The organism is Pseudomonas sp. H1_D05 (genome assembly GCF_054682705.1).
In genome coordinates this window covers 4,759,765-4,777,884 of the sequence record NZ_CP162825.1, presented here as the reverse complement: position 1 = coordinate 4,777,884, position 18,120 = coordinate 4,759,765, and the positions used below count along the sequence as shown (strand labels likewise).

12 protein-coding genes and 1 pseudogene are annotated in these 18,120 nt (G+C 56.9%); 7 read left to right on the top strand and 6 right to left on the bottom strand.

Annotated features, from left to right (window positions below; all coding sequences use genetic code 11):
- The first annotated feature begins 157 nt into the window (after nt 1–157).
- From AB4O11_RS21580 to AB4O11_RS21560, 5 genes are all read left to right on the top strand, one after another.
- Nucleotides 158–1,219 carry a fimbrial protein gene (locus AB4O11_RS21580; protein WP_460128449.1) on the top strand — a complete coding sequence of 354 codons (1,062 nt, stop codon included), beginning with the start codon at nt 158–160 and terminating at the stop codon, nt 1,217–1,219.
- 284 nt (nt 1,220–1,503) lie between these two features.
- On the top strand, nt 1,504–2,052 hold the full coding sequence (locus tag AB4O11_RS21575; protein ID WP_460128447.1) for a fimbrial protein: 549 nt from the start codon (nt 1,504–1,506) through the stop codon (nt 2,050–2,052).
- Between the two features lie 91 nt (nt 2,053–2,143).
- Entirely contained in the window at nt 2,144–2,884 is a 741-nt protein-coding gene (locus AB4O11_RS21570; protein WP_460128445.1) for a fimbrial biogenesis chaperone, read from the top strand.
- Nucleotides 2,885–2,959: 75 nt separating this feature from the next.
- On the top strand, nt 2,960–5,464 hold the full coding sequence (locus tag AB4O11_RS21565) for a fimbria/pilus outer membrane usher protein (protein ID WP_460128443.1): 2,505 nt from the start codon (nt 2,960–2,962) through the stop codon (nt 5,462–5,464).
- 413 nt (nt 5,465–5,877) lie between these two features.
- Entirely contained in the window at nt 5,878–6,240 is a 363-nt protein-coding gene (locus AB4O11_RS21560) for a DUF6124 family protein (protein ID WP_099758963.1), read from the top strand.
- Nucleotides 6,241–6,733: 493 nt separating this feature from the next.
- Here AB4O11_RS21560 and AB4O11_RS21555 read toward each other — a convergent pair whose 3' ends face one another.
- The 4 genes and pseudogenes from AB4O11_RS21555 to AB4O11_RS21540 form a co-directional block, all read right to left on the bottom strand.
- Nucleotides 6,734–7,090 carry a DUF7079 family protein gene (locus AB4O11_RS21555; protein ID WP_460128441.1) on the bottom strand — a complete coding sequence of 119 codons (357 nt, stop codon included), beginning with the start codon at nt 7,088–7,090 and terminating at the stop codon, nt 6,734–6,736.
- A complete protein-coding gene (locus tag AB4O11_RS21550; protein ID WP_460128439.1) occupies nt 7,075–7,857 on the bottom strand; it encodes a hypothetical protein in 783 nt (260 codons plus the stop codon). The genes AB4O11_RS21555 and AB4O11_RS21550 overlap by 16 nt, the downstream gene beginning before the upstream one ends.
- A gap of 10 nt (nt 7,858–7,867) precedes the next feature.
- On the bottom strand, nt 7,868–8,413 hold the full coding sequence (locus AB4O11_RS21545; RefSeq protein ID WP_460128438.1) for a PAAR domain-containing protein: 546 nt from the start codon (nt 8,411–8,413) through the stop codon (nt 7,868–7,870).
- A 209-nt stretch (nt 8,414–8,622) separates the two neighbouring features.
- Nucleotides 8,623–9,785, bottom strand: a pseudogene (locus tag AB4O11_RS21540) (IS3 family transposase).
- 218 nt (nt 9,786–10,003) lie between these two features.
- Here AB4O11_RS21540 and AB4O11_RS21535 point away from each other — a divergent pair.
- Nucleotides 10,004–13,018: a reverse transcriptase domain-containing protein gene (locus AB4O11_RS21535; RefSeq protein ID WP_460128436.1), complete on the top strand. Its 3,015-nt coding sequence runs from the start codon at nt 10,004–10,006 to the stop codon at nt 13,016–13,018.
- A 237-nt stretch (nt 13,019–13,255) separates the two neighbouring features.
- Here the strand turns inward: AB4O11_RS21535 and AB4O11_RS21530 are convergent, their stop codons facing one another.
- Complete coding sequence (locus tag AB4O11_RS21530; RefSeq protein WP_460128434.1) at nt 13,256–14,059, bottom strand: 2OG-Fe(II) oxygenase; 804 nt, start codon at nt 14,057–14,059, stop codon at nt 13,256–13,258.
- 267 nt (nt 14,060–14,326) lie between these two features.
- On the opposite strand from AB4O11_RS21530, the gene AB4O11_RS21525 reads away from it, so the two are divergent.
- The gene (locus AB4O11_RS21525) at nt 14,327–15,298 is read left to right on the top strand and encodes a helix-turn-helix transcriptional regulator (protein ID WP_460128432.1); all 972 of its coding nucleotides are present in this window, start codon (nt 14,327–14,329) and stop codon (nt 15,296–15,298) included.
- Nucleotides 15,299–15,650: 352 nt separating this feature from the next.
- Here AB4O11_RS21525 and AB4O11_RS21520 read toward each other — a convergent pair whose 3' ends face one another.
- Complete coding sequence (locus tag AB4O11_RS21520) at nt 15,651–17,570, bottom strand: tyrosine-protein phosphatase (protein WP_460128430.1); 1,920 nt, start codon at nt 17,568–17,570, stop codon at nt 15,651–15,653.
- Nucleotides 17,571–18,120 lie beyond the last annotated feature (550 nt).

Here is an 18,120-nt window from a genome sequence, read left to right as displayed (position 1 = left end):
TTCTCTGGGAAATTTCCTACAAGCCAGCGGGAAGCCGGCTATTCAATGCGCGCCTCGTGATCCTGATAATTCAGCCCTTCGTTGGCCGACGCCAACAACGTCCAGATGCAGTCAGCCTGCATTGAATGGCCGTTTTCTTCTCAGGAGGGCACACACCATGAAGATCGGGTTAGGGATGCTGGGCGGGCTTGGCGCAACGGCGTTGATGCTGATGGCCGCGCCGGCGATGGCGGCTTGCACCTGGGCGACGGGCAACAATACGGTCAAGCAGTTGACGCTCACCGGCGGCGCGGTATTCGCGCCGCGAGACGTACCGATCGGCACCACGTTGAATACCAACGGCACCATGCGACAGCTGAATTTCGGTGACACCTTGCAGTGTTATGGCACCGCTTCCTATAACACGACACTGGTCGGTCCGGTGGCGGTGAACATTCCGGTGGACGTGATGAATGTGCCAGCCAATGCCTTACTGCAGACCAACGTGCCCGGCATTGGCCTGGCCATCTACATGACGGGTTTCGCTGCCGCCTGGATTCCGCCGCCGGGTAACCCCAGCCGATTCATTCCCTTCAACATGAATCGTACCGCTCCAAGCCAGGCGAACATGAACCAGGCGATGATGCGTTATGCGCTGATCAAGACCGGTGACATCGCGCCCGGCACCCACACCATCAATCAACTGGTCGCCACTGGCACTTCGGACATGGGTCCAATGTTCGACCTGACCTTCACCGCCACCGTAACCCTGGCCGGTTGTTCGATGCCGGCCGCACCGGGCAACCAGATCAACGTGCCGATGGGTACTTGGGAAAAACGCGTATTCAACGGCAAGAACTCCACCACCCAGGCCCAGCCGTTCGCCATTACCCTCAACGCCTGCATCGCCGGCAACAACTACCCGTCGAACACCAACGGCTACTTCAATGGCAACTTCGCCAACATTCAGATCGATGCCGACAAGACCTCAACCATCCTCGACGCGGCCAATGGTGTCCTGAGCCTGTCGCGCGATTCGACGGCGCAAGGCGTGGCCATTCAGGTGTTGCAGGACAACGGCACGCCGATGAATCTGGGCCAGCCCGTACGCCTCAATCGGATCGTCAACGGCGTGACTTCGGTGCCGCTCCGAGCCCGTTATATCCAGACCGGCGATGGGCCGACGCCGCAGCCCGGCACCGCCAATGGCCATGCGAGCTTCACCGTGACTTACCGCTGAAATCCACCAACAAGGGTCCACCTGTTTTTCCCGACGCTCCCCTTTGCCATCGCCCATTTCGCGCGGTGCCAAAGGCGGGGCGTTTTTTTTGGCGACGACTTATTGATCCCATAGCAGCGCTAGGAATTTTCCTACAAGCAAAGGGATTTTCCCTACATAGCGCCCGGATCCGCATCCCGATAATGAGCCTCAGACGCCACGCTCTACCCCCGAAGGGATGGCGACGTCGATCCGTCTCAGGGCCTTCGGGCTTCAGGACATTTACTCAATATCTGGAAGTGATCATGAAAAATTTTGCGCTCAAAGGTTTGTCCCCGGCCCTGGTTCTGGCAGCCGCTTCGCAAGCTGCAATGGCCGCTGACGGTGAAATCAACTTTGTCGGCAGCGTGACCGACAACACCTGCCCGGTAGTGGTTTCCGACCTCAACGGTTCGGCCGGTGCCGGCGACGTTGGCCTCGGCAGTGTGCCGGCGACCTCTCTGGCCACGGCTGGTGCAGTGGCGGGTGGCGGCGCGTTCACCCTGACCATTGACACCACCGCACCGGGCTGCAACGTCACCGGCAAGAAAGCCGTGGTCAAGTTCCTTTCGCTGAGCGGCAACGCCGGTTCCAGCGGCCAGTGGATCGGTCTGCTGCCAGAAGCCGGCGTGGCCACCAACGTCGCCGTGCAGATCAAGGATGCGTCCGGCAAAGACGTGCAACTGGGCCTGGAATCCTCGCCTTATCTGGACCTGACCCAGCCGCTGCGCTTCACCGCCAACTACGTCGCCACCGGCGCAGCCACTTCCGGTCCGGCCAACGCCAAAGCCGCGTTTACCGTCGACTACCAGTAAGTCCGGTCAGCCTCCGGCGGCGATTGGCGCTGCCGGATGCCCTTCCCTTTGCCACGGTTTTTGTGGCCGTGCCGACAAGAGGATGAACGCAATGAACTCAGTCATATCCCCCTTCAAAACCGCATCGGTATTGGCCATATTGCTGAGCGCAACGTTGCTCAGCAGTTTCAGCCAGGCCGGTGTGATGCTCGGCGGCACGCGTATCGTGTACGACGGCAACAAACGCGATGCCTCGATCACCGTCAGCAACACCACGGCCGAACCCTACGCGGTGCAAGCCTGGATCAACACCGAGGCCGACGACAACACCACCGCGACCCCGTTCGTGGCCACCCCGCCGCTGTTTCGTCTCGATCCGCGCAAAGAGCAAATGGTGCGCATCCAGAAAGTCCCCGGCGATCTGCCGCAAGACCGCGAATCGGTCTTCTACTTCAACGCCCAGGAAATTCCGCTGGCCGGCAAGGCCGACGCCAACACCCTGAAAATCGCCATGCGCACGCGGATCAAAGTCTTCTATCGCCCGCCCACCCTCAAGGGCAGCGCGATGGAGGCACCGCCGCAACTGCGCTGGAGCCTGCAACAGGAACAAGGCAAACCGGTGCTGGTGGTCAACAACCCGACAGCGTTTCACGTGTCCTTTATCGGCGTGAAAGTCGAGGCCGGTGCGCAAGTCCTTGAAGTCAACGAACCGAAAATGGTCGCGCCGATGAGCAGCCAGCGTTACGCACTGCCAGGTTTCAGCGGCCGCAGCGGCGCGGTGGTGTTCTCCGCGATCAACGACTACGGCGGTTACAGCGAGCCGAAAAAAGTCGAGCTGAGCAGCGCTCCGTAACACCGCCACCCCTTTCCTTGCGAACCTGCCTGCACGCTGCCGATGCCGCGTGGCGGCCGAGTGTTGAGTATTGTCATGCGAATCGAAGCCCTGAACCGTCATCGTCAGTCCGCGCCTTTTGTTCCATTGCATCTGTCGGTCGCCATCCTCGCGGCGCTGATGGGCAGCTCGGCGAGCGCAGATGAACCGGCAAAGTTTGATGCCAGCTTCATGCAGCCCTTCGGCGGCGCCAGCGCCGGGCCCAACCTCGATCTGGACGCCATCGCCAACAGCGGCAGCATCGGCCCCGGCACGTATCCGGTGGTGATCCGGCTGAACCAGAGCTTTTTCGACCGCCGCGACATGACCTTCGCCAAGGACGCCAAAAGCGCTGAAGTGCGCGCCTGCCTGTCCGAGGCGTTTCTCAAGGAACTCGGGGTCAAGGTCGATGCGTTCCTGACCCCGGGCGAAACATTCCCGGCGTGCATCGACCTTGCCGAACTGATCGAAGGCGCTTCGGTGAGCTTCGACGCCGGGCGTCTGGCCCTCGACATCAGCGTGCCGCAGATCGCTCTGCGCCGCGATGCCGCCGGTTATGTTGCCCCCGAAGAATGGGATCGCGGGATCAACGCGGCAATGCTCAACTATCAGTTCTCGGCGGCCAACACCCAGTCCGACGCCCGTGGCAACGGCACGCAATACAACCTCTACGCCAACGGCGGGTTCAACCTCGGCGATTGGCGTTTTCGCTCCAGCTCCTCGTTCCGTCAGGACGAAGACGGCCAGCAGGATTGGCAGCGCAGCAACACCTACGCACAGCGCGATTTGACCGCGATCAAAGGCACCCTGACCCTCGGCGAGAGCTTCACCCCGGGCGACGTGTTCGACAGCATTCCGTTTCGCGGCGCCCAGGTGGCGTCCGACATGGGCATGCTGCCGGACTCGATGCAGGGTTATGCGCCAATCATTCGCGGCATCGCCGAAACCCAGGCCAAGGTCGAAGTGCGCCAGAACGGCTACTCGCTGTACACCACTTATGTGGCGCCCGGCGCATTCGAAATCGACGACCTCAACGCGGCGTCGGGCAGTGGCGACCTCGAAGTGATCATCACCGAAGCCGACGGCCGCGAACGGCGCTTCACCCAGCCGTACGCCACGCTGGCCAACATGCTGCGGGAAAAAACCTGGCGTTACAGCGCCACCGCCGGTGAGTACAACGCCGTGGACGGCGGCCAGCGTCCGGTCTTCGCCCAGGCGTCGCTAGCGTACGGTTTGCCGTTCGATCTAACGTTATATGGTGGCCTGCTGGGCGCTGACTTCTATCGTGCCGGCGTCGTCGGCGTGGGCAAAAGCCTCGGCAGTCTGGGCGCCGTGTCGCTGGACGTGACCCAGGCCCAGACCGACGTGCCGAGCGGTTCCGGCGTCGCGGCCGGCAAACAGAAGGGCCAGAGCTTTGGCGTGCGTTACGGCAAAGCCTTCGAGACCGGCACCTCGGTACGCTTCGCCGGGTATCGCTATTCCACCGAAGGCTATCGCGACTTTGATGAAGCGGTGCGTCTGCAAGAGCCGAACGAATTCAACACCTTCTCCAAGCGCAGCAAAGTCGAAGCCAGCATCAACCAGGCGCTCGACAGCTACGGCTCGTTCTACCTGAACATGAGCAAGCAGAACTATTGGGGCACCTCGCGCGAAGACAAACAGATGCAATTGGGCTTCAACACTCAGTACAAAGGCGTGACCTACGGCGTTTACGCGAGCAAGACCCTGACCGACAACTTCGGCCAGAACAATCAAGTGGTGTTCACCGTGTCGATGCCCATCGGCCAGACGCGCAGCACTGGCACCTACACCGTCACGCGCAACAACGACGGCAGCCTCGACCAGCGTGCCGGCCTGAGCGGGCGCGACGGCAACCTCAATTACAACGTCAACGCCAACCGCTCCGACAACGGCGGCAACAACGGCTCGGCCCTGATCGGCTATCGCGCACCGTTCGCCCAACTCGGCGCGGGTGTCAGCGTCGGCAGCGGCTACCGCCAGACCTCAGTGAGCGCCGCAGGCTCCGTGCTCAGCCACAGCGATGGCCTCGAATTCGGCCAGACCCTCGGCGAAACCGTGGCCCTGGTCGAAGTCAAAGACACCCCGGACGTCGGCGTCCTCAACGCCCCCGGCACCCTGACCAACGCCAAGGGTTACGCCCTCGTGCCGTACGTCACGCCGTACCGCAAAAACCGCGTAGCCCTCGACACCGGCGAACTGGACAACAACATCGACATCGAAGAAGGCGTGACCAACGTCGTCCCCCGTCGCGGCGCCGTGGTCAAAGCCAGCTTCGCCGCGAGCCGCTCGGAAAAAGCCCTGCTCAACGTGCGTCTCAAGGACGGCAAACAACCGCCGTTCGGCACCCCCATCACCAACGAAAAAGGCGCCAGCGCCGGCGTCGTCGGCCAGGCCGGTCAAGTGTTGCTGTCGGTGGGTGAAGGCAAGGTCTACCAAATGAAATGGGGCGAAAAAGCCGAACAGAGCTGCCGCATCGAACTGGACGTGAGCAAAGCACCGCTGGTGGATGGTTATCGCGTGGCGGATGCCGTGTGTAAGTAAAACCGAGGGTTGATGCGCGTTGATGATCGACGCTGTTTAAGGACGCCAGGCCTCACACGCCTGGCATTTCAACGACCGGTTTAAAAACGTTCCGAGATACGTCCGACAGGCTACAACGCCTTGCGCCGTTGCCTACGACTACGCCAGAATCCGCCGGCTTGTGCGCCGGGTGGGCGGGTTCTATCGTGGGTCGGTCACTGAATAGCAGTGATCGGGTTTGGTAGCCCGGCATACCTGTCGCATCGCAAATCTATTTGCACGGACGTCTTCGTCCGCTGTTTATGGTGGCCATGCGTAGGGCGTCTTCGGACGCGCCGGGTATCCAGGTGACCGGTCTACCAACCTGCGTTTGGCCACCACCCTCGTTTGGTAGCGAAAGTGATGGCTCCACTTTTCATCCTGGAGTTTCATCTATGTTCAAAATTACGCCGAATCCACCAGAAACCGATCCAATCTCAGGCGACGAATCCCCCGACGCCAAGAAATTCAACGAAGCCGTCGACCGCGCCCTCTCCCATTACCTCGGCCCCGCCCCGGAAATCATGCTCACCCCGTACCAAACCAACAAAATGTTTATCGCCAACCCAAACACCAAGACTGAGGAATTGCTGGTGAATGCCAGTGAATCACTCGGCTCGGCCTCGGTGATGCTTGGGGATGTGATCGGGCTGGTGCAGGGACCGGCACGCAAGACACTGCAAGGCATTGCGCAGGTGGTGATGCTGGGGGAGTTGGCGGTGAATCGGGCGTTGGATAACGTGGTGCCGGTGGAGTAACGAAAATTCCTCCGTGACGGTTGGGATGCCGTCATGGAGGTTGATCGGACATACGCACGAAGACAGAATGATTACCACCACTCAAGCCAAGGCCGGTATGAGATATTTAATGTTCGCTTCTCTAATTTCGCTTTTGCTTATTCTGAATACAGGCTTCTATAACGAAGTTTCAGACAGCGAAATCACTCGAATATATTTCGTCAAAAAGCATCCGACCTTTCGAATGCAGTTTTTCAACATTCATGCGAATGACGGAAATTATCGACGTATAGAAAAACTCACTAACGAGCAGCGACAAGACATCATCGATTATTGTAAATACAGATTAGGCATCGACTCAGAGATAACCACCCAAGCCGACATCGAAACGTGCGCAAAGCGATAACACCAAAAAATAGACATAGATGAAATACGAAAAATTCGGAACAGGACCATTTCTTAACTATGTTTGGCATCGAGATATTGCCTCTGCGAACCCACCTTGTTCTGCAAGCTACAGCCTACTGGCGATCTCCTTCCAGATGTAGGCGTAGTTGTATTTCAACCAACGCACCAGCACCTTGTCGAACTGCCGACGAAACCAATTACGCTCTCTCGCAGCCAACCTTTCCTCAATCGACTCTCTGAGAGTTTCGGGGTCGAAGCCTGTCCACACCGGAGGTACAGCGGCCACAAGATTGGTGAAACACACCGGCGCGACCTCTGAATAGAGGATTTCGTAAAGAACGTCAGGGTCGACGCCTCCAACCTTCCTCGCCAGATAGTCATATTCGACCGGAAAGTCGTTGAATGGCTCGGAGAGTGCCGCTCTGACCTTGGTCAGTTGTGGCTCAGTCAGAAGATGTTCCAATGCGTGAACTCCTCAAGCTCTTCATCCAATGAACTCGCAACAGCTTCGCCCGCAACACCGCCTGCGACTGTTCCAGCAAAAACCACTGCGATTGCACAAATGGGAGCACCAGGTCCGCAAAATGCGCTGACGCCCAACCCCGCAAGAATCCCACCAAATGCTCCAGCACCGACAATGATTCCTTGGCGCGCAGCTTCCTTAGGTTTGTTTTCAGCATTCAATATCTGATATGTCGCCAGAGCAGCCGTGACGAGAACACCAAGCTTGCCCATGATCAGCATCTTTTTTGTACCGGCCGAGAACTTGGCATTATCCCGGCCCGAAGATTCCAGAATGGTGTAATGGACTTTGTTCTTCTCTACTTCCGAAAGGCTGTCGTAACCCTTTTGGAATAGGTTTTCAGAGTACATATTTAAAAGCGTTTTGAGCTCTGTCCCACCCTTTTTCTTCCTCTGGGCGATTGCCAGCCCCTGCGCAGAGGTGAATTTGCGATGCTCAACCATGATTTTGTTGCGCATCTCATGACTGAACTTCACTCCCTCTTGCGCCGTAATCTTTCCAGCTTTCACGTCATCGCGTGTTTGCTGAGACATGCGCTGGATGTTCTTGATATAGCTCGCTCGAGTTTTTTCATCAGATATCGCATCCAGTGAAAACCGCAGCGCAGAGCCCTCCATTAGCTCTAAAGCCCGATCAAGAGGAGAGTCTTGCAAGGCGTGCTCTCGCTGGACGACATAGCTGCCGGTGACAATGTACGGCTCCGTCATAGGAAGATCCTTATCCCAAAATCGTATTCAGTAGACTTTCGGTGAGAGATACCGCTTCTTCGGATGCTTGCTCTTCAAATTGGAGCATCACGCACGCCTTCCCCGATAGGTTCGAAAATTTAATGGCGTTGTCTTTATCAAATACACCGGGTAACGATGAGCCGTCATCAAAATGCGCGGTGCAGGATAGGCCTTCGTAGCTCTCGTCCGCAGGTATTCTGAAGCCGATCCAGCGCGCATGGCCCGCTAACGGCGCAGGAGGAACAAAGTCGCAGGGAGAGTGGGTATCACCGATTATCACCGTCCCCGACCCGCCAACAACGAAGCCGCCGTGAGTACCACCCGTGTCGATGGTTGCGGCATTCTTACCGTTGATGAACACAGTCGAAGATAGCCCAGATGACAGCGCACTCCCGCATGTGCACGCGTCACCTTGACGTGCAGCGGCGAGTCCGTCGAAAAACACGTCGGGAGAGCCGCCCACAATGGGGTTGGTGCCGTGCCCTGGCAATGGGCAACTGTATGGATCGCTTTTACGCGCTGCTGACTTAGCCACTATGACCTCCTGTCAAATCCTTGTGAGGGTCGTAAAGCTACCAGAACAGGTCACTTGTTAAAATCTATGTGGTGATGGGGGTGTGAAGGGAACACCGATAGCCCAAGCGTATGACCTGATCAACACTTGAGTCGAGACGTCACAATGAGTGTGAGAACACTGCCAATGATTGCAGGGTTAAAAGGCAGCATTCGATCAAAATGTAGTGGTCAACTAATCCCGGACACGACGTTAAGTTTTTTCTCGGCCTGAGCTGGGGACAGTCCGTTGTTGAATTGGTGCGGTCTAATCCAGTTGTACCGATGCATCAGGTAATGACTGATGTCGCGGTGCGCTTCTTGAGCTGTCGTGTAGCCCACGGTCGGTATCCATTCAGTTTTCAAGCTGCGAAACACACGCTCCATCGGCGCGTTATCCCAGCAGTTTCCACGACGGCTCATGCTTTGGCGCATGCGGTAACGCCAGAGCCGTTGGCGAAACTGGCGACTGCCATATTGCGAGCCCTGATCCGAGTGAAACAAAAGCCCTTGAGGCTTGCCACGCTGCTCGTAAGCCATGTCCAACGCCTTGATGACCAGATCCGTATCCGGCTTGTTCGACAGCGCCCAGCCCACCACTCGGCGCGCGTAAAGATCCATAACCACAGCCAGGTAATGCCATTTCCCTTGAGCCCAGATGTAGGTGATGTCGCCACACCAAACCTGATTCGGCGCCGGCACATCAAACTCTCGATTCAATATGTTCGGAATGTCAGGCCGCTCAACCGTCGCTTGTTTGTAGGCATGTGATCCAGGTTGTTTACTGACCAACTCCAGTTCCCGCATCAGGCCTCGCACCTTGAACCGCCCAATTTGCTCGCCGTCTTCCTGCATCATCGACACGATGCTGCGGCTACCGGCGGCGCTTCGACTTTGCGTAAACAGTTCGTTAACCCGGCTGCGCAACCGAAGCCGCTCAACGTCTGGAGTTCGGCGCCTGAGACGGTGGGCGTAGTAACACGAACGAGTGACATCAAAGACTGCGCAAAGCCAATCAACCGGCTCTTGGGGGCTCAGTTGATCAATCAGCGCGTGCGCTCGTGCTCTTCCGACATCAAGAGCGCGGTAGCCTTTTTTAAAATGGATTTCTCCCGCTCAAGTCGAGCGATTCGAGCTTCCAATTCCTGGATTTTCTGTTGCTCTGGCGTCAGCGCTTTACTCTGCGGAGTAACGCCGGTGCGCTCCTACTGAAGCTGATTAACCCAGCGGCGCAACGCGGACTCAACCACACCAAGCGAGCGGCTGGCTTCGATATGGCTATAGCCTTGATCGAGCACGAGGCCTGCGGCCTCGCGTTTGAATTCAGCGGAAAAAGAACGACGTTGTTTGGTCATCAGACACCTCTATCTGGCGAGCATTCTCGCCTAAATGGGTGTCCGGTTTCATTAGACCACTACAAAATGTGCCTTTAAAGCCTACTAGATTAGGGGCGGCTCGGAAGTCTAGTCATGACAATCAGTGAGTGGAGAAAAAGAGCTTTGCAATGCTTTAGCCCATTCATGCTTGCTTTATGTAATATCCGGGATATCTCAGGATTGTCGAAGGTTAAGAAATGGACTTCATCCAAATGTCGTTATCGCTGCACGACCTTGGTCTAGCCTACCGCAAGGCCAAGGTTGACCTCTACTACTCAACCAACCCATCCCTATTCGCCATTGCCGACTATGAAGACGACCTGAGCAAAAACCTCACTCGCCTAAAAGAACAGATCGAAGCGATTAGCGAGGACTGGGTGAAAGACCCTGCCTTTCTGGGTACTTGGACGCTGGCCCCAAAAGAAATACAAATTGCCAAAGAACAGCAGGATCCAAGTCTGATCTTCGCCTCACCGGAAGCCGAGTGGCTTAGCGCGACTGGGGTCGGCAACCACCCCACCGCCGTATTCCGCCTGATGGCCCGCTGCAGCATCGACTTTCACGTGCTCTCATCGCTATGGATGATGGAAGTCGGCAATCTCTTCGACAAGCAACTCAGCTGCAACGTCTTTGGCAGCCGATTGCGCCGAAACCGACACGATGCGATTAACACGTGGGCCCTTGGATCATTCAAGCCCTATCTCAGACCTTTCCGTGAATGGCGCGACGGCGGCATCAAGGCGATGCGCACAGCCCTGAGCGAGAAGAAAAAAGTATTGGCGCTGACAGCCGATGTAAGCAGTTTCTATCACGAGCTAAGCCCCGGCTTTATGCTCGACGACAACTTCCTCAAATTAGCCAAAGTCGAACTGAGCGAATCTCAGTCAAAACTGAACCGTCTGTTCATCTCTGCCTTGTTGGCCTGGGCACAAGAAACGCCACTGGGAAAAGGTTTGCCTGTAGGTTTGCCCGCATCTGCTGTGGTCGCAAATGCGGCGTTAATCAAGCTCGACCAATTCATTGAGCAACAAGTAGTGCCGCTGTATTACGGCCGTTATGTCGATGACATTTTGCTCGTCATGGAAAACGCAAGCGATATCAAAACCACTGAGCAGTTTTGGGAGTGGATCTTCAGTCGCGATGGTGGCAAGGAACTGCTCAAAAAAGATAATGGCAGCATCCTCTTTAAACCAGGCTATCTCAAAGAAGACCGTATCGCATTTGCAAACAGGAAAAATAAGCTGTTCATCCTTGCAGGGTCTACAGGTACAGCCCTGGTTAACGCAATTTCCGAACAAATCAACCAACGCGCAAGCGAATGGCGCGCGTTACCCGACCTTCCGAACTCACCCAACACAGTGGCTACTGACTTGCTCAAAGCCACCAACCTTGCTGGAGAACAAGCAGACAATCTGCGAAAGACCGATGCATTGACGCTGCATCGCGCAGGTTTTGCTCTTAGCCTCCGTAACTACGAAGCCTTCGAACGCGATATCCCTCCGCAGGATTGGCAAGCACACCGCCATGCTTTTTTCGCTGCAGTAATTGAGCATCTGCTTACTCCAATTAAGTTCTTCGAATTGGCTCAATACCTTCCACGCATCATCCGTATGGCGACGGCCTGTGAAGATTTTGAATACCTAAGCAAGATCATCAATGCACTGAATGACCTGATCAATAAAGTAGAGAGTGACTGCACTCTAGAGATAAAAAGTTTGGATGCTGCAAACGTGCCAACCGGAGCTCGTAATTTGTGGAAGCAATCCATCTGGGAAGTAACAACGCAGAGCATTGTCTCTGCGTTTCCTCCCCGTCTAAGCAAATCCGGGTCTACCGCCTGGAAGAACCAAATGGCCGGCCATATGGAGGTCCTTGCCTTCGTCATTTGGAATAACTACCTTGACAGGCCAATCAATATTACCAGCCAGCACATACAGAAGCTTCACGCTCGCTTCTTTAGCTTTGATCTCGCTCATATCCCTTTACGTTTTACAGGCCTGCCTCAGGAAATGGTCAGCCCGCGAGGTATTCCACTCCGTAAAAACCTCGCAACTTTTGACGCAGAAGAGCTATTGCCTGACGAGATGACCGACGGCATCGCCACATTAGCGAACTGGATCAAGCTTAAACGCGGCATACCGCCTGGACTATTATTCGCCACTCGTCCATTCAGCCTCAATGAACTCTACCTCATCGCCCCGACCCCTTTTGCCCCCTCCAGACGTCAAACACTGGGGTTAGTGGTGCAAGCACTGCGAGGTTTTGAGCTGACCGCTCATAAAATGCCGTACGTCGACAAAAAACAGGTCTTGCATATCCCGGACGGAAAACCCAATACCAAACAAACTATCGCTGTGGCGAGTTTAGAAACTAAAGATGAAAGTTTTATCGCGGCCATCATGGGGTTGCCCGACCCGGATGGCCTGCACCGCTACCAACGCATCAATCGCCTAATCAACGAACTGATATCTCGGCCTGACGGCGCTAGTTACTTGATCCTCCCGGAAGTGTCTCTACCACCCCAATGGTTTATGCGTATCGCCGACAAGCTTAAGGGCCGTGACATATCTTTGATCACCGGGGTGGAGTACCTCCACGCACCGAGAAAGTTTGTACGTCACCAAGTTTGGGCTTCGCTAACGCACAACGGTCTTGGATTCCCTTCGTTGATGCTCTATCGCCAAGATAAACAGCGTCCAGCATTTCATGAGGAGCAAGAACTCTTTCGCCTAGCAGGTCTGCAGATGCAGCCCACTCAAGAACAGCAATGGAAAAATCCTCCGGTAATCCAGCATGGTGATTTCCGCTTTGCCATCATGATCTGCAGCGAGCTGACCAATATTCGTTACCGTGCAGACCTACGTGGTCAGGTCGACGCGCTGTTTGTTCCAGAGTGGAACAGCGACACCGAAACATTCAACGCATTGGTGGAGTCCGCCGCTCTGGATGTTCATGCCTACATCATCCAATGCAACAACCGCCGCTTCGGTGATAGCCGCATCCGCGCACCATACAAGGACCGCTGGAAGCGAGACATATTACGAGTTAAGGGAGGTAACCACGACTACTGCATTACAGGTGAAATCGACGTACTGAGCCTGCGTCAGTTCCAGTCCAGTCATCGTTCTCCAGCTTCAGGTTTCAAGCCGGTGCCAGATGGCTTTAACGAGGACATGGCATCGGATAGGAAAATTTTACCAAAAGGTGCTTAGAGCTGACTCGATCAAGCAGGACTTACTGATCCTGATCTGTTCTGAGGTATGGGTTACTCCACAACCGGTATCCAATCACTAGCAGTGAATGCATCGCGTCTAGTTGTGCGGATACCTCTAAACCTTATATCTGGCAGCAGTACCTTGAGCAAACAGGTCAGCTTTCAGCCGAAAGCGAGCTAGCTGGTTCACCCACCCAGTACGTGAAAAATGGCTGTGACAGTCAACACGCCACACTCATCCTTTCTTCTTAAACAATTTATTCAAGTAATACCTCAAACTCCACCGATCCTTCGGTCGCGGCTTATAGTGCGTTTTATTCCTCTGCCCCGGCTCCCCACCCACCCCACTCGCCGTGTAGTAATAAAGCGCAATCGACCGCCGAGTGATGTGCTCCGGCGTAGTCAACGGCTCCGGATGCCCATGGTTACTGTCCTTATCCGTATTGAAAATCACGCACCGGTTATAAATCGGCAGCACCTTCTTCAGGCACTTCTTCATCCCCACATCCCAAAGCTCCAGGTTGCCGCCGTACGCCTCCTGCCAATCCTCGGTCAGGTAAATGATCACGTTCAACCGCCGCTCGACATTGAGCTTCTTGTTCAGCCGAAAATCCGAGTGCACGCCGAGGAAGCCGCCGGTTTTGGTTTCGTGTAATCCGCCGCCGGCGAAATAGGGATCAGGAATCAGCCCTTGGATGCCGGTGAGTTTTTCGAGGAATTCCAGCATGGGTGCGGAGTTGAAGGTGTTGAATACGTTCTTCAGGTACGGGCTGCAGGCGTTGGGGCTGATCTGGCGTTTGAGTTGGCCTTTGTAGCCGCGCTCGTAGGTTTGTTCGTTGTTGGTCGGTTCGACCGGGAAGTGTTCGCGGATGCTGGCGATGACGTCTGCTTGCAGGAAGTTGTCGATGACGATGTGCGGGAATGGTGTGGCCTGGGTGTATTCGTGGGTCAGCGATTCGCCGAAAGCGCTGGCGGCGGTTTGGTCGAAGTCGAGTTCGGGGGACAGGCTGATGGGGAGTGTTTGCGTGTTGGCTTGCATTGCCGCTCCAATTGACTTGAATGCTTTCAGGTCTCGGTAAACAAGGCTGGGCGCTCGGCGCGGTGCCTTGGTTTTTTTGCTGAGTACAGTTGCGAGCAGGTTGCCATGTTGGCCATGGCCTGCCGAGTGTCCGTTGCGTAAACGTGGGGCGGCCCTGTAACGACATGTTTCTGGCTGTCACAAACGCGTCATATTGCCTCTGCTAGTCTTCTCGGCGCCCTGCCCTACACCCCAGTCCTAGAGCCCCCAACCGAAGGTGCCGCCAAGGTGTTTCCGACTCCCGTTCGCCAGCAAATCATTCTGCGCTCCGACAATCTCCGTTCCGACGACTTCGGCGCGTTGTTCTCCCGATTCTTCGGCAACCGATATTCCGACTCCCCGCCGCTGCCGTCGAACATCATTATCGGCGGGGTTTACGGGCGGCACGATGGCGTCAGTTTCCGGCGCATGCATTACCACGGCGATTTCAGTGTTTCGTTTCCCGATCCGCAGGATGAGATCACGTTTGTGATCCCCACGGCGGGCAAGATTGTCTTCAACCACGCGACCGAGTCCATCGGTGTGACGCATGTGGGTCTGGCGGTTGATAAGGCCGATATTCGTTCGATGCGCTTTGTTGATGATCATGCGCATCACGGCATGTCGATCAATCGTCATCAACTCACCGAGCGGTTGTCGATGCTGTTGGATAAACCGATTCTGCAGAAGATCGTTTTTGCACCCAGCGTGGATCTGAACACTGCAGCGTTTCAGGGGATTCGGGCGTTGATTGATCTGGCGACGGGGGCGGAGTTTGATCTGCTGCTCAACAGCGGGACGTTGATGCCGTCGCGGTTGCGCGAGATGTTGATTGATGCGGTGCTGGAGGCGTGGCCGCATAATTTTTCCGAGGCATTGCAGCGGCCGACGCCGATGGTTGCGCCACGGCATGTGAAGTTGGCGGTGGAGTTTATTCAGGCGCATCCGGAGCAATTGGTCAGTGGCGTGGATCTGGCGCGCTTGAGCCATGTCAGTCAGCGCGCGTTGCAGGAGGGATTTCGGCGGTTTGTCGGGATGTCGATTGTGGCGTATCAGCGGCAGGTGCGGCTGGAGCGGGCTTATGAGGTTTTGAAGCGGCGGGGTTCGGGGTCGGTGACGGAGGTGGCGTTGCGGTTCGGGTTTAGTAATGTGGGGCGGTTTTGTCAGTATTTTCAGAGGGCTTTTGGGGTGAGTCCGGCGGATTTGCGCGGGCGGAATTGATCGGTTCATAAGTTGGAAAGCTGACTGTGGGAGCGAGCTTGCTCGCGAAGGCGGTGGGTCAGTCGATGTTGATGTTGACTGGTCTGGCGCTTTCGCGAGCAAGCTCGCTCCCACATTGGTTTTGGGTTGTTTTCTGGATTTGGGTCGTCACTAAACTGGCAGTTGGATTGCGTGGACAGGGTTGATCGGTTCATAAGCTGGAAAGCTAACTGTGGGAGCGAGCTTGCTCGCGAAGGCGGTGGGTCAGTCGATGTTGATGTTGACTGGTCTGGCGCTTTCGCGAGCAGGCTCGCTCCACATTGGGCTTTGGGGTGTTTGTTGGATTGGGGTCATCCTTGATCCCGTGTGTCTTTTAGAAGGCATAGCTGGCTTTTAGACCGCCGTTGAAGCCGTGGCTGTCGCCGCCGCCATTGGCGCCGATTTCTGCACCCAGGCTCAGGGCGCCGAGGCTGGCCATCACATTCACACCGCCGCTGAACTGGTCGCGATTATCAAACGCGGCGCGTTGTTCGATGTCGAGGCCCAGCAGGTGGCTTTGGCTGTCGACCTGGTTGTCGCCCAGTGTGCGTTCGTAACCCACTTGCACGCCCGGCACCAGTTGCCATGCGCCCATCGCCACTGGTGCGAAGCCGACGTTGAGGTTGGCGACGGCGCTGCGGCGGGTGGCGCTGTTGTCGTCGACGTCGAGGGACAGTTCGCTGCCCTTCTCTTTGAAGCCGTTGAGATCGAGGTGGCTGACTCGGAAGCCCAGACTTGGCTCGAAGATCATGCCGTTGACCGGGGCGCGGTAGCCGAGGGCGACGGTGGCGCCAGTGAGGTTGCCGTGGCTGTTGCCTTTCGCGGTGCCGAGGCCGCCGCCGAGGTCGCGTTTGCTGTCGTAGTCGATGTAGCCGGCGCTGGCGTTGGCGTCGAGGAACAGGCCTTGTTCGAGGCTGGTGAAGCCGTAGCGGGCGCCGATGTTGAGGAAGGTGAAGTCGGTGTCGGCTTCGCCACCCGCGCCGCCAACCGTGCCTTTGCTGTAGCCAAAGCCGCCACGTGCGCTGAGCTGTTCGCTGAAGCGCTGGGTGATGCCGACCATCAGGCCTTGGCTGTGTTCGTTGCTGCTTTCGGCGTGGGCCGAGCCGTCGGTGCCGAGGTAGCCGGCGAGCGCGGTGGTCCAGAGGCGATATTGGCCGACCTTGAGGTCAGTGCCGCTGGCGAATGGCGCGGCGGCTTGTTCGATCATCGCGTTTTGCCGCAGCAGGTAGCTGGCGGCATCGGCGTGCACCTGGCCGCCGACCTGCGATTCGACACCGCCAAGGGTGCCGGCGTCGATGGCGGATTGCAGGTAGTAGTTGTAGGCGCTGTAGGTGCCGGACAGGTTGGTGTTCTGCAATTGCCTGAGCAGTTCGGCGCCAGCGGCGGCGTTGCCGATCAGCCCGGCCTGACCCGGCAGGCTGTTGTATTCGACCAGTTTGCCGCGCAGCACATAGATGGTTTCCTGCGACAGGCCGAGGCCTTGTTTGAGGTAGTTGTCCATGCTGCCGTATTGCGCGGTGACTTCGTCGAGGCCGGCCTGCAGGTAGCTGGCCTGCACGCCGAGCAGCGGCTCGTAAATGGCGGCCATGCTCGGCGGCAGCGCTTTGAGCGTGGCGGCGACGCGGGCGGCGGTGTAGTCGTTGGTGGCGAGGTAATTGGCCATGATGGTCGCGTTGTCGACGCCGGCAATGCTCTGCAACACAGCGGCGGTCCAGCCGGTGCGATCCTTGCCGGCGGTGCAGTGGAACAGTTGCGCGGCATCGACGCTGGCGAGTTCATTGAACAGCTTGCCGAACTGGCCGCGCATGCCGGCGTCACTGACGAAAGCGCGGTTGGTCTGCTCCATCATGGCGATGGCGTCGGCGGCGCTTTTGAAGGAGATGTTAGTAATGTTCGAGCCGGAGGTGGTGCTGCCGATGATGTCGATGTTCTGCCAGGTTGCGCCGCTGATCATGGTGTCGGGGGTGGCGGCGATTTCGCTGGGGGTACGCAGGTCGTAGACGGCTTTGATGCCGAGGCTGTTGAGGATCGCCAGGTCGGAGGCCGTCGGAGTTACCGCGTTGGCGCGGTAGAACACGCCAGCGCGCATCGTGCCATCGTGTGCGGTGGAATACGCGGTGGTGGTGCCAGCGACATCACGGAAATTGTCCATGCCCTGAAGGCGCGGCGTGTCGAGCGGCACAGACTCGGCAGCATGGGCGGCGGCGATGGAAAGGCTCAGTACGGACAGCGAACACAGAAGACGTTGAAACACAGTGCAGCCTCATTTCGGTTAGCGTTGGGCTGCCTACTATCTGCACTGAACTGACACGAAATATGACAAATTCGCGTAGCGCGAAAATGCCTGCGCGAATGGGCCGTGGGGTGCGTGAATTGTCCATCGGGTCGGATGGTGGAGTTTGAGCGGCGACCCTGTGGGAGCGAGCTTGCTCGCGAATGCGGAGGGTCAGCTAAGGTGATATTGGCTGACAGGGCCCCTTCGCGAGCAAGCTCGCTCCCACTGGGTTCTTCGGGATGCTGGATATCTCGGTTTTCACACAAAAACAGTAGGAGTTCGGGATTGCTGGATATCCTGGATTTGACACAAATTTTGTAGGAGTGAGCCTGCTCGCGATAGCGGTGGGTCATTTAGCAATGATGTGGCAGATAGACCGCGATCGCGAGCAGGCTCACTCCTACAGGGTTCTTTGGGCTACTAAAGATCTGTGGTTTGCCACAAACCTGTGGGAGCAAGCCACAGGGATTGAAGGCCGGCATTGGAATAGTTGATCTACAACAATATCCGCCGATCCCGGCGGCGGTAT

Excerpts from the sequence above, each read along its gene's own strand:
- AB4O11_RS21530 (WP_460128434.1), bottom strand. The coding sequence starts at position 14,059 with ATGCAAGCCAACACGCAAACACTCCCCATCAGCCTGTCCCCCGAACTC.
- AB4O11_RS21580 (WP_460128449.1), top strand. The coding sequence starts at position 158 with ATGAAGATCGGGTTAGGGATGCTGGGCGGGCTTGGCGCAACGGCGTTG.
- AB4O11_RS21575 (WP_460128447.1), top strand. The coding sequence starts at position 1,504 with ATGAAAAATTTTGCGCTCAAAGGTTTGTCCCCGGCCCTGGTTCTGGCA.
- AB4O11_RS21570 (WP_460128445.1), top strand. The coding sequence starts at position 2,144 with ATGAACTCAGTCATATCCCCCTTCAAAACCGCATCGGTATTGGCCATA.
- AB4O11_RS21550 (WP_460128439.1), bottom strand. The coding sequence starts at position 7,857 with ATGACGGAGCCGTACATTGTCACCGGCAGCTATGTCGTCCAGCGAGAG.
- AB4O11_RS21565 (WP_460128443.1), top strand. The coding sequence starts at position 2,960 with ATGCGAATCGAAGCCCTGAACCGTCATCGTCAGTCCGCGCCTTTTGTT.
- AB4O11_RS21535 (WP_460128436.1), top strand. The coding sequence starts at position 10,004 with ATGGACTTCATCCAAATGTCGTTATCGCTGCACGACCTTGGTCTAGCC.
- AB4O11_RS21560 (WP_099758963.1), top strand. The coding sequence starts at position 5,878 with ATGTTCAAAATTACGCCGAATCCACCAGAAACCGATCCAATCTCAGGC.